Here is a 12,531-nt window from a genome sequence, read left to right on the forward strand (position 1 = left end):
GCTTTGCATAACCAACTGGAATCCAGGAGATAAACAGCATTCACGTGCCGTCCACCGTCCATGGCTACTGATCCGGTTAAAGATGCTGATGGGGGTAACTCTGAACCCGCTGCGCCGGGTTGCGGGACTCTTGGGCAACCCGGCTTCGAGCGGTGTGATCAATCAGCTTCTGATCAGGTTGCCAGCGGCAAGAACCACTGATGAATCAGATTCGAGCCAATCTGGCCCCGATACACATTGATCCTCACTTGTGCGGCCTCTGTTCCGGTCGCATACGTGCCTTGCCTACGTTGCTCCCGGGTTTTCAAATGTGCAGCTGTATAGGCGTCCTTCGGCGTATCGGCTGCGCGGTAATGAAAATGTGCATACCAAGGGGCGTCCGCGAGGCCCTTACCGGTTTCATAGAGCGCATATTCCTGCAAAAAGTCCCTTCGCATTTTCTGGCGCGGTCCCAGCTTATGGATTTGCAGAAACTTGTTCTCAAGCAGAAATTGAAGGTTGCCATGCGTGGGGGGCAACCTGAGGCTTAGCTCCTTGCGAAACTCCAGGCCCTTGGCCCTCAGTGCCTTGGACTTTCCAACCAGTTCGTCAATCAGCGGCTGATAACGCGCTTCGTTATCGTCCAGCGCTCCTTTGAGTGCATTCTTGAGCCCTCTGGCAGCCTCATCGAGACATTGTGCCTGGTGGTCGGCAATCTCTTCGACCGCGACGGCGTGCTCGCTAACCTGTTTGAATCCCTCCAGTCCCTTCAAAAAATCCACTTGTTCGGCAGCGAGTTTGCGAGCATTCCCCACCAAAATGTCGATATTTTGTGGTTCGGGCGCCTGAACGTTAACTTCCTCCCATATATCCCCTTGCTTTGAATACGTGGAAAGCAATTTGTTATCAGGTTCAGATCGGATTTCGACCATTTCATTTTGGGCTTCGCGCACAAGCGGCCTCAGCCGGCCAATCAAGGTGCCTTTGTGACGGGTCTTGATGACCCTGCGCTGCGTAACTTGCAGGGCAGGCTTGGACTTGGCCGGAGACGCCGACTGCTGGCCCACCCACTCAAGCTGTTCTATTTCAACGCTCAGTTTACTGAACGCATCCTGTTTCAAAAATTTCAGAACGTCGTTGACCTGGCTCGAAACGTCACTGTCCAACTGGCCATCAAGATTAGCCATTACATCCTGAGCCTCGCCGTAACGCTCAACCAGGCTACCTAGCACATCCAAACGCTCCGCAGCGCCTAGATTAATGCTGTTCAGCTCGGTGTGCGTCTGGATGTGTTCTTGCAGCGGCTCGAATACCGCCTCCAGCATTATTCGCGCAGCGCTATGCCATTGTTTCAAGCCTTGGAATAACTTGCTGCGCAAGATAAAGGCTCTCATGCCAAGAGGCGTGTAGCTGGATGCAGCGATCACATAGGGATGGGTGCCCTCGAACCCTGATGAACTCAACTTTTCCCGGCGCTGCAGAAAGCGTTCCTTGAGATCAGTCATCGCGAGACTGCTTTTGTCAAGCTTGGTCAACTCCCTGCTGAGCTCCTTATATCTAGCGTGGTTTTTTCTAATAACCTCTATCAACTCCGGGCCCATGGGGATATCAAACTCCGGGTACGCCTTCCCCAACGCTACACGCCCTAGAGAATTAACCGATACGACAGCATCACAAGCTCTGGCCAGTTTATTGACGACTTCGCCCACGTCACTGCGCTCGAATGCCATACGCTGCCAGTGTTTGGATTTCTCAAACAGGCTCAGCGCTTTTTCCAGAAAACTCTCATATAAATTTATTTGCTCCTGGGCGATAGGCGAAAGCTTTTGATGCATTTGGTTAATCTGCTCCTCGCTAAAAGGCTTGCGTGGATCATTTTTTGCGCGTTTTATAAGCGTTACCAACTTTTCGTATTTTTCTTCCAGCCTCGGCGACTCTTCATTGAACTTTTTAGCAAAGGTTGCCAACTCGTTTTGTTTTTCAACGTTTGCCAGAGCCAAAGCGCCCAAGCGCTTCGAGGGCGCGCCGCCCTTCAATCCCAAACGCAAGTCCAGTGACCACATTCCGTTTGACCGCTGCAAATAGGGGCCCTGCTGATTGACGTTGCGCGGATTAACAATGGCAACGGCTCCATCCTGCACATCCTGGACCTGATACAGCTGATTCTCGACCATGACATGTCGCTTGCCGTTTATTACATACATGCCGTCGGGTATCGGATCGGGCAGCGGCCCTTCAACCATCACCTCGAAGCGCGACAAATTTTCACGCTGGCTGGGCGTCAGACGATTTCGGGCACTGGCAAAACTGAAATCCAGAAGCATACTGTGCGTCTTGGGCAGCTCTCCCGCCAAACTGACAGTTCCTGCGACAACTTTCGGCAGGAGTGGCTCCGGCAATTGCTTGGCAATCCTCAGAGGGGCCGGCAAGGGCACGACTTTGGCCCTTGTCCCTGGGGCCAACCTGGGCTGGCTCTGTAGAACGCTCGAACCCACATGGAACAGCGACATTCCTACGTTGAGCAACAAATCGACGAGGGCCAGCTCGCGCGCAACCGGGTCCTCGCTATAAAGCGCTGGAATGTCCTTGACGACGGATATCAAGCTGAGCAACCAAGCCGTTACCATCACCGGGCCGCCTAGAAAAGGTAGAGACAACAAGGTATTGAATATCAGGCTTCCCCCTTCAAACAGGGCGGCCCATCGGTTTTCGCTGTTGGACACCGAGTCTCTGTCCGCCTGTTCCACCAAAGCTCTGGCATTGCTGCCATACAGGTATTGATGCAACTTTCCGTTCTGCAGGTACGTCTGCAACTCGTCATTGGAGTCGCTGGTGGACAGACTGGCCGCAGGGGGGGTCAGATCGATTGGCGCGTACTCGATACCCAGGCCATAACGCACGAAATGGGGTTCATGAAAACCTCCATTGGCATAAACCGACCGAGCGCTATCGTCCAACCAGACCAGGACGCTGTCTTGCAACGGCCCGGGGTTTGAAATGGCCTCTAATAGGGCTGCGCGAGAACTGAACTCGTGCAGTACGGGCGAATAAAACGGCCGGTACAGCAAGTGCGGGCCTGCCTCGATATTGGCCGGTTCAATAATGAACATGTTGCTGACAATATCAGGGGTTGCATCGGGTTCACGCAGCAACGCCAGATGACGAATGACCACCGGCTCATCACCGACCTGCTGGACAACGCCTTCGGGCTGCATCAGCGCCGCGACATAACGCACGCCCAGCGGGGTCAAACCGTTTTCTTTCTTGAGGCTCAATTCCAGAGCCTGCAATGGAAGCTGCGCGCTGAGTTGGTCACCAAATAACCGTTCACGCTCGCCTGCGTCAGGGGTATCGCCTAATAAGCGCGCCTGAAGTTCCTGAGGGTAAACCCTGCCAATATCAACCTGTTGGATCAACCCCGTTACATATCCAGGTGTCAGCCATGCAGGCAGCGACAATCCAAGGCGATGGCGCACGGTTGCTAAACTACCCGGTGAACCCGACAGGTTTTTCAGTGCCAGATCCGTCAGGCTCATTGTCACCGGCTCCACAACACCACTGACGGGGCCAGGACTGCCGATGCTCCCTCCTGAGGCGGCAAACTTGAAAAAAATCAACTCGATATCATCGATATTCAGGACGGAGGATGTCTGTACTGATGAACGGGGTTCGAACCGCCCGCGGTCACTCAGCATTTTTATCCAGAGAGCAGTTTTCGCAAATTGACGTATATCCGAAATTCCGCTGAGGAAATTACGACCCCACTTGGCTTTTTTGACGCGAGCCAATTCAAGACTGTAATGGCGATAGAGGGCCTTATCAGCAGGGCAAGCCTGAAGCAACCATTCGGGCAGATGAGTTTTTAGCGAATCAAGGGCTTGCCGGTCAGCGAGAGGCGCTCCGCGAAAATAGCTGGTGGGGTCAGTCAGCTTTTTAGATAACACCTCCAATGCCTCCACCCCGATACTGGCCGGCAGTTTCAGTGTGCCAAGAGTATGTAGTTGCCTGTTCAGAACAACCCCTGCCTGAGCATCGAAAATATTGCCGTCAACGACGTAGCGATTGATAAGAACCTCATCGACTGAATATTTTTCAGCCACCTCACGCCTCAACTGCTCAAAAACCGCGTCCATTGAAGAAAAGACAGCGATTTTCCCAGCGGGCGGGCATTGCAATGCCAAGTTACCGCGCGTCAGCACAAATGTGGAACTTAGCGCGGTGGCATTGGGACTATCGCTGCTGAGCGTGATTTCCAGACACAAGACACGCGTATGATCTTCACCGAATCGACGGATTTGTTCTTCATTCTCAGGACACTGGATCACTTGATTGATGGTTTCACGGGCGAAATCGCTCAAGTCATCCTGGCGGGCTGCGTGAATGCTCAGTGTGTCCCTAAGCACATCGCTGACCCATCGCCAACGACTGAGGCCCGTATCCGCAGCCTGGGTCCAATAATCCATCAGGGCATTCTGCATGCCGACCGGGATGATCCATGGCAGCTCTTTGATCAGCCCTTCGATCACTTTCATATCAGGATTGTCGGAGGGAGAACCCAGCTCCAACCCCGCCCCATCGGTCAACTTCTGGGGCCAAGAGTAGAGCGGCCCCAGATCAAGTGCAGTACCGTTGGCCAGGTAATCCATCACTCGACCCATCAACGGCACCAATAACCAGCTTCCAGTCGACTCGGGCGTTGCCAGCCAGGTCTTCGCCAAATCGATGCTCAGCGAGGGGTATTTTTTATTAATCGCAGCGGTGAGTATTTGTTGGGTAACGTTTTCCAGGGTTGGGCGAGTGGCGAACTGCGCTCGCATCGAATCTTCGATTGTAAATTGTGGTTTTGTTGAATAAGGAATCGGCATAAAAGTCCTTTTAAATCCGAAAAGGCCACATGACCTGCAGGTATTTACGCCAGGAATACTCAACACAAGGTGGTACATATTTATAGCAGTGAAAGAAAATTGACTTTACTGGCTACCCCTCCTGGCAGAATCGGTTGCCCGCCGGATGAATAACCAGAATTCATGGTTTTGGTATCATTTATAACCCACTCGAATTCGACCCGAATCGCCATGGACCTCGCCAACCTCAATGCCTTTATTTCCATCGCTGAAACCGGCAGTTTTTCCGGTGCCGGTGAACGCCTGCACCTGACGCAACCGGCCATCAGCAAGCGTATCGCCGGCCTCGAGCAGCAGCTCAATGTGCGCCTGTTCGACCGTCTGGGCCGGGAAGTGAGCCTGACCGAAGCCGGTCGGGCCCTGCTGCCACGGGCCTATCAGATCCTCAACGTGCTGGACGACACCCGCCGCGCCCTGACCAACCTGACCGGCGAAGTGACCGGGCGCCTGACCCTCGCCACCAGCCACCATATCGGCTTGCACCGGCTGCCACCGCTGTTGCGGGAGTTCACCCGACGCTACCCACAGGTGGCACTGGATATTCAGTTCCTGGATTCGGAAGTGGCCTACGAGGAAATTCTCCATGGCCGGGCGGAACTGGCGGTCATCACCCTCGCCCCCGAGCCCCACACGCTGGTACGGGCCACGCCGGTGTGGGACGACCCGCTGGATTTCGTGGTGGCGCCGGAACACGCCCTGCTGGAAAACAACGCGGTCAGCCTGGCGGACATTGCCCTTCATCCGGCGGTTTTCCCGGGAGGCAACACGTTTACCCACCACATCGTGCAGCGGCTGTTCGAAGCCCAGGGCCTGACGCCGAACATCGCAATGAGCACGAATTATCTGGAAACCATAAAGATGATGGTCTCCATCGGCCTGGCCTGGAGCGTTTTGCCGCGCACGATGCTTGATGATCAGGTGGCGCGTGTGCCTTTGCCGGGCATACAGCTCAGTCGCCAGCTAGGCTATATCCTGCACACCGAACGGACGCTGTCGAACGCTGCACGGGCTTTCATGGCTCTATTGGACGCACAAATCGATCTGCCAGGGACAAGGGCATAAGTTGTGCTACTCCTACAGGGCCATTACGCCTGCGCATAACACCCAATCGCCCAAGGCCCGCTAGAGAATGCCCACACCCGCCGACCGTACTCCGCCCCTGCCGCGTATCCAGGCACTCGACCCGAAACGGTCCGAGCAAAGCTGGGAAAGCGCGCCACAGTTGCTCGCCGCCCTGAACGGAGCGCGGCTGGGGGCCTGGTCGTGGGACATCGATACCGGCCAGATCAGCTGGTCCCGAGGCACCCAGGCGTTGTTCGGCTTCGACCCGCGCCAGCCATTGCCGGCGGACGTCGACTACCTCGACCTGTTGCTGCCCGAAGATCGGGCCAGGGCCGTGCGGGCCTTTCATGCAGCCGTTTCCGGCATGCCGTTGGAACAGGCGATGCACCACCGCATCGTCTGGCCCGATGGCAGCCTGCACTGGCTGGAAATCAGTGGCAGCGTATTGCCCGACAAGCACGGTCGCCCGCGCATGATCGGGGTGATCCGCGAAATCACCCACCAGCGCGAACGGGAACAGGCGCTGCGCAGCTCGGAGAAACGCTTCGCCACGCTTTTCCACCTGTGCCCGAACATGGTCCTGCTGACCCGCCAGGAGGATGGGCTGATCAGCGAAGCCAACCAGTACTTCGAAAGCCTGTTCGGCTGGCCGGTCCACGATGTGATCGGCCGCACCACCCTGGAACTGGGCTTGTGGGTCGACCCCACGCAGCGCGCCAGACTGGTGGAGGCCACCAAGGCCAAGGGCGAACTGGTGAGCATGGAAGTGGAATTTCGTGCCAGTAACGGCCAGGTCCACAACGGTATCCTCAGCGCCCAGAAAGTCGAACTCGAAGGCCAGCCTTATCTATTGAGCACCTTCCTCGACACCACCGAACGCAAACTTGCCGAACAGGCCCTCAAGGACAGCCAGGAGCGCCTGGACCTGGCCCTCGACTCGGCGCAACTGGGTACCTGGGACTGGCACATCCCCAGCGGCATGCTCTACGGCTCGGCCCGGGCCGCGCAGCTCCATGGCCTGGAGCCCCAGCCGTTCCACGAATCGTTCGATGCGTTTTTCGAGGGCGTGCCTACCGAAGAACGCAACAACATGCGCAACGCCTACCGCAGCCTGCGAGAAGGCCCGGCGGGCAATTACCAGCTGACCTACCGCGTGCAACTGCCGGACGGCAGCTCGCGTTACCTGGAAAGCCGCGCCCGTCTCTACCGCAACGACGACGGCAGCCCGCTGCGCATGGCCGGCACCTTGCTCGACATCACCGACCAGGTGGAGCGCGAACAGAGCCTGGCGGCTTCGGAAGAAAAATTCGCCACGTTGTTCCAGGTCAGCCCCGATCCGATTTGCCTTACCCACCAGGACGACGGCACGTTCCTGGAAATAAACTCCAGTTTTACCCAGACATTCGGTTGGGCAGCCAATGATGTGCTGGGCCGCAGCGCCGACGAGATCGGCCTCTGGGAAGCCTCGGGCAGCAGCCTGCAGCGCATCGAACGGGTCATCCGCGAGCAGTCGCTGAGCAATGTCGCCATCGTCGTCCACCACAAGAACGGCCAGCCGCTGACCTGCGTGATCTCCAGCCGGCAGATCAGCGTCGGCAACCAGCCCTGCATCGTCACCACCCTGCGGGACATCACCCAGCAACAACGCTCCGAAGCGGCGCTGAAGGCCAGCGAGGAAAAATTCGCCAAGGCATTCCACTCCAGCCCCGACGCGATCACCATTACCGAATGCGAAAGCGGCCGCTACCTTGAGGTCAACGATGGTTTCTGTCGCCTGACCGGTTATCGCGCCGACGAAGTCATCGGCCATACCGTCTACGAGGTCGGCATCTGGGCCGAAGAAAAGCAACGGACGGCGCTGCTCGCCGAATTGCAGCTCAAGGGCCGCGTCCTTCACCAGGAAATGCTCGGGCGCAACAAGCGCGGGGAAATCCTCACGGTGGAAGTATCGGTCGAGCCCATCACGCTCAACGAAACCGCATGCCTGCTGCTGACGGCCCGTGACGTGAGCCTGCTGCGCAACGCCGAGGCGCAGATCCGTCACCTCGCCTATCACGACCCGCTGACCAACCTGCCCAACCGCGCGCTGCTGCTGGACCGGCTCAGCCAGCAGATCGCCTTGCTCAAGCGCCATAACCTGCGCGGGGCCTTGCTGTTCCTCGACCTTGACCATTTCAAGCACATCAATGATTCGCTCGGCCATCCGGTTGGTGACACGGTGCTGAAGATCATCACCGCGCGCCTCGAAGCCAGCGTGCGCCTCGAAGACACCGTGGCGCGCCTGGGTGGCGATGAATTCGTCGTGCTGCTCAGCGGCCTGGAAGGCACGCGTGGCGTGGTCAGCCAGCAGGTGCAGACCCTGGCCGACACCCTTCGCGAATTGCTTTCCGAGCCGATGTTCCTCGATGGGCAACGACTGCAAGTCACCCCCAGCATCGGCATGGCGCTGATACCGGACCACGGCTCCACGCCCACTGACCTGCTCAAGCGTGCCGATATCGCCCTGTACCGCGCCAAGGATTCGGGACGCAATACCTCGCAGATGTTCCACGCCACCATGCAGAAAGCCGCCAGCGAACGGCTGCGCATGGAAACCGACCTGCGCCAGGCCCTGGCTCGCAACGAGTTCAGCGTGCATTTCCAGCCACAGGTCGATGCCCGGGACAACCGCATCGTCGGCGCCGAGGCCCTGGTGCGCTGGCATCATCCGGACCTGGGCGCGCAATCACCCAATGAGTTCATCAAGGTGCTGGAGGACAGCGGCCTGATCCTGGAAGTCGGCACCTGGATCCTCGACGAAGCCTGCGACGGCTTCAAGCAACTGATCGCCAAGGGCAAGGTCGACCCCCGACGGTTCAAGCTGTGCGTGAATATCAGCCCCCGGCAGTTCCGCCAGAGCGACTTCGTCGAGCGCATCGAAACCAGCCTCGCCAGCCATGGCCTGCCCTATTCCCTGTTGAAGCTGGAGATCACCGAAGGCATCGTGATCCACAACCTGGACGACACCATCGGCAAGATGCGCCGCCTCAAGAAATTGGGGGTGAGCTTTGCCATGGACGACTTCGGTACCGGTTATTCATCGCTGACCTACCTCAAGCGCCTGCCGGTGGATACGCTGAAAATCGACCAGTCGTTCGTACGCGACGCCACCAGTGACCCCAACGACGCCGAGATCATCCGCGCCATCGTCGCCATGGCCCGCAGCCTGAACCTGGAAATGATTGCCGAAGGCGTCGAGACGCTGGAGCAGTTGAAGTTCCTGCAGGGGCTCGATTGTCATTTGTACCAGGGTTACCTGCACAGCCGGCCGTTGCCGCTGGAGGCGTTCGAGCGGTTGTTGCCTTAGCGGTTGCCAAGGAGCTTGCTGTGGCGAGGGGATTTATCCCCGCTGGGCTGCGACGCAGCCCTAAAAACCGTCGCCTCGGCATGTCAGGCTAAACAGCGTCGCCTGTTTTGTTGGGGCTGCTTCGCAACCCAGCGGGGATAAATCCCCTCGCCACAACTTTGTCTTCTACTGATACTCAAAATGAAAAAGGGCGCCTTTCGGCGCCCTTCTTCAACTGCGATGCATCAATTTTCCAGCGCGGCTTGCTGTTGCGCACCGTTGATCGGGATGCGCTTGGCTTTCGCCTCTTCCGGCACCACACGCAACAGGTCGATGCTCAACAGACCGTTGCTCAGGCCGGCGGACTTGATCTCGATATGATCCGCCAACCGGAAGGACAGCTTGAACGCACGCTGGGCGATGCCCTGGTGCAGGTAGGTCACGCTGTCGTTGCTGGCCTCGCGCTTGCCGCCGCTGATGGTCAGCACACCTTTTTCCACTTGCAGATCCAGGTCCTCTTCGCGGAACCCGGCGGCGGCGATTACGATGCGGTATTCGTCATCGCCATGTTTTTCCACGTTGTAGGGTGGATAGCTGCTGCCCGGTTCGTTACGCAGGGCGGTTTCGAACAGGTCGTTGAAACGGTCGAAGCCCACCGAGGAACGGAACAGAGGGGCCAGCGAAAATGCAGTACTCATGATTCAAATCTCCTGAAAGTTCAGCAAGGTTTTTGTCTCCGCGACCCGAATTCGGCATCGCGTACTCCCTATCTAGGGACCACCAAATACTTTTCAAGAGCTTTTTCGGAAATTTTTTCAGGCCGCTTCCGTGCGCTGCACACCCAGCAAACGACCCACTGCGTCCAGGTCGGTTTCCCGGCGCAGGGCACTGAACAGCTCGACCGCCTCGGGGTAGTTGCGGGTCAACATCGCCAGCCACTGTTTCAACCGACCGGGCGCCTGGCGTGGCGTCAGTTGGTCGACCACTTGCACCCAGAAGTCCTGGAGCATCGGTTGCAGTTCGGCCCAGGACATCTCGACCACCTCCTCGCCGGCCCGGGCGGCGGCGATCTGCCGGGCCAGGTCAGGGCGGGAAACCAGGCCGCGGCCGAGCATGATATCTTCGACGCCGCTGATTTCCCGGCAACGACGCCAGTCTTCGACGCTCCAGATATCGCCGTTGGCAAACACCGGCACCTTGACCACGTCCTGGACCCGGGGAATCCATTCCCAGTGGGCCGGCGGCTTGTAGCCATCGACCTTGGTCCGCGCATGCACGACGATGTGCGCCGCGCCGCCCTCGGCCAGGGCCGTGGCGCAGACCAGCGCGCCGTCCGGACTGTCGAAGCCCAGGCGCATCTTGGCGGTGACGGGGATGTGTTTCGGCACCGCGCGACGGACATGCTCGACGATCTGGTTGAGCAGTTCCGGCTCCTTGAGCAACACCGCCCCGCCCCGGGATTTGTTCACCGTCTTGGCCGGGCAACCAAAATTCAGGTCGATGACTGCCGAGCCCAGCTCACAGGCCAGCGCGGCGTTCTCCGCCAGGCACACCGGATCGGAACCCAACAATTGCACCCGCAACGGCACGCCGGCAGCCGTCCGGGCACCGGTCAGCAGTTCAGGACCGAGCTTATGAAAATAGGCCGGCGTGAGCAGACGGTCGTTGACGCGGATGAATTCGGTGACACACCAGTCGATACCGCCAACACGGGTCAGGACGTCCCGCAGGATGTTGTCGACCAACCCCTCCATGGGCGCCAGGGCAATTTGCATGGAAAACACACTCAACGAAAAAACGTGCGGCAGTTTAGCGGATTTTGCTCACCTATCCGGCATTCACCATAAAACCTGTGGGAGCGAGCCTGCTCGCGAAAGCGGTGGGTCAGCTTGCAAAGCTGTTGGATGTACCGCCGCCTTCGCGAGCAGGCTCGCTCCCACAAGGGTTCAGCGCCACTGCGTAGCCCTCGATAAACTCCGGCGGCATGCGCTTGGGCCTGCCGGTGGACAGTTCGATGCAGACGAAGGTGGTCTGGGCGCGCAGCAATGTGGCGTTATCACTGGGGCGAACCAGTTGAAAATGCCGGGTCATTTTCAGCCGCTGATCCCAGTCGACGATCCAGGTCGCCAACTGCAATTCGTCGCCTTCATAGGCTGCCGCCAGGTAATCGATTTCATGCCGTACCACCGCCATGGCCCGGTCAAGCCGGCGGTACTCCACCAGGTCCAGGCCCAGGCGCTGGGAATGGCGCCACGCGCAACGTTCCAGCCAGGTGACGTACACCGCGTTATTGGCGTGGCCCAGCCCGTCGATGTCTTCGGCATTCACCTGAAGCTCAATGATGAACGGCGTTGCCCGATCCCAGCCCATGCCCGTCTCCTGGTCGAATTTGGATGGGCGCAGTGTACCGGAAGCTCAGGCCGATTGCCGCGCCTGCAGGCTGCGTCCGGCCAACAGTGATAACACACCATCAATGACCCGGGGATCGGCCAGTACCCGTTGATGCCCGCCCTGACCCAGGCGCAGCAAGCGGCTGTCGAACCAGGCTTCATGGATCAGTTGCGATTCCTTGACCGATACCGACGTATCGTCCTCGGCGTGGACAATCAAGCCCGGAATATCCAGCTGGTATTGCGCGACATCCATCTTCGAAGCCTGCATACCGACGTCCTGCTCCACCTGGCGAATAAAGGCCGAACGCGCCCTGGGTGGCAAACCCACCATCCGGGCGAAGCCACGCAGGACGCCGAGGATACGCGCCGGCGCGGCGATGCTGACCAGTGTCTCGGTCCGCAACCCAAGCTGAACCGCCAGCATGGCACTGGCGCCGCCCATCGAGTGGCCGATCACCGCTTGCAACGGCGGCAACTCGGCTGCCGCTTCGAGCATCGCCCTGGCGAACAGCAGCACATTGGCCTCGCGACCCGGCGAGCGACCATGGGCCGGCCCATCCAGCGCCACCACCGTATAACCGGCGTCCACCAGCGCATTGATCAGTGCCGCGAACTGCGTCGGGCGCCCTTCCCAGCCGTGCATCAGCAGCACCGCCGGGCCTTTGCCCCAGCGCAACGCAGACAGGCCGAAGCGCAAAGTGATGCGCTCGGACGAGGCCAGTAATGGCAGCTCCCAGTCCCGCGGCGGCAGGGCCCGAGGACTCATGAACACCCTGCGCATCTGTTTCGCTACCAGGCGCGGGGCTATCCGGCCAAGCGTGCCATTGACACCACGAATCCAGCTCAACCTATCCATGCTCATCTCCAG

The 12,531-nt window shown here is 58.7% G+C and carries 7 protein-coding genes; 2 read left to right on the plus strand and 5 right to left on the minus strand.

Translation table 11 applies throughout. From position 1 onward, the window contains the following. Nucleotides 1-173: 173 nt before the first annotated feature. Nucleotides 174-4,844 carry a dermonecrotic toxin domain-containing protein gene (locus tag PSH78_RS17705; RefSeq protein ID WP_305495828.1) on the minus strand — a complete coding sequence of 1,557 codons (4,671 nt, stop codon included), beginning with the start codon at nucleotides 4,842-4,844 and terminating at the stop codon, nucleotides 174-176. A gap of 210 nt (nucleotides 4,845-5,054) precedes the next feature. Between PSH78_RS17705 and PSH78_RS17710 the strand changes: the two genes are divergently transcribed. Then, a complete protein-coding gene (locus PSH78_RS17710) occupies nucleotides 5,055-5,945 on the plus strand; it encodes a LysR family transcriptional regulator (RefSeq protein ID WP_305495830.1) in 891 nt (296 codons plus the stop codon). Nucleotides 5,946-6,012: 67 nt separating this feature from the next. After that, complete coding sequence (locus PSH78_RS17715) at nucleotides 6,013-9,291, plus strand: EAL domain-containing protein (RefSeq protein WP_305495832.1); 3,279 nt, start codon at nucleotides 6,013-6,015, stop codon at nucleotides 9,289-9,291. A 224-nt stretch (nucleotides 9,292-9,515) separates the two neighbouring features. On the opposite strand, the gene PSH78_RS17720 is transcribed toward PSH78_RS17715, so the two are convergent. From PSH78_RS17720 to PSH78_RS17735, 4 genes are all read right to left on the minus strand, one after another. Next, nucleotides 9,516-9,968, minus strand: a complete 453-nt coding sequence (locus PSH78_RS17720) for an Hsp20 family protein (protein ID WP_305495834.1) — start codon at nucleotides 9,966-9,968, stop codon at nucleotides 9,516-9,518. Between the two features lie 117 nt (nucleotides 9,969-10,085). After that, nucleotides 10,086-11,045 carry a tRNA-dihydrouridine synthase gene (locus PSH78_RS17725; protein ID WP_305495835.1) on the minus strand — a complete coding sequence of 320 codons (960 nt, stop codon included), beginning with the start codon at nucleotides 11,043-11,045 and terminating at the stop codon, nucleotides 10,086-10,088. Between the two features lie 109 nt (nucleotides 11,046-11,154). Next, nucleotides 11,155-11,640: a thioesterase family protein gene (locus PSH78_RS17730; RefSeq protein ID WP_305495837.1), complete on the minus strand. Its 486-nt coding sequence runs from the start codon at nucleotides 11,638-11,640 to the stop codon at nucleotides 11,155-11,157. A 45-nt stretch (nucleotides 11,641-11,685) separates the two neighbouring features. After that, complete coding sequence (locus PSH78_RS17735; protein WP_305495838.1) at nucleotides 11,686-12,519, minus strand: alpha/beta fold hydrolase; 834 nt, start codon at nucleotides 12,517-12,519, stop codon at nucleotides 11,686-11,688. Nucleotides 12,520-12,531: the final 12 nt, after the last annotated feature.

It is taken from the genome of Pseudomonas sp. FP198 (assembly GCF_030687895.1).
GTDB lineage: Bacteria > Pseudomonadota > Gammaproteobacteria > Pseudomonadales > Pseudomonadaceae > Aquipseudomonas.

Excerpts from the sequence above, each read along its gene's own strand:
- PSH78_RS17705 (WP_305495828.1), bottom strand. The coding sequence starts at position 4,844 with ATGCCGATTCCTTATTCAACAAAACCACAATTTACAATCGAAGATTCG.
- PSH78_RS17725 (WP_305495835.1), bottom strand. The coding sequence starts at position 11,045 with ATGCAAATTGCCCTGGCGCCCATGGAGGGGTTGGTCGACAACATCCTG.
- PSH78_RS17735 (WP_305495838.1), bottom strand. The coding sequence starts at position 12,519 with ATGGATAGGTTGAGCTGGATTCGTGGTGTCAATGGCACGCTTGGCCGG.
- PSH78_RS17720 (WP_305495834.1), bottom strand. The coding sequence starts at position 9,968 with ATGAGTACTGCATTTTCGCTGGCCCCTCTGTTCCGTTCCTCGGTGGGC.
- PSH78_RS17730 (WP_305495837.1), bottom strand. The coding sequence starts at position 11,640 with ATGGGCTGGGATCGGGCAACGCCGTTCATCATTGAGCTTCAGGTGAAT.
- PSH78_RS17715 (WP_305495832.1), top strand. The coding sequence starts at position 6,013 with ATGCCCACACCCGCCGACCGTACTCCGCCCCTGCCGCGTATCCAGGCA.
- PSH78_RS17710 (WP_305495830.1), top strand. The coding sequence starts at position 5,055 with ATGGACCTCGCCAACCTCAATGCCTTTATTTCCATCGCTGAAACCGGC.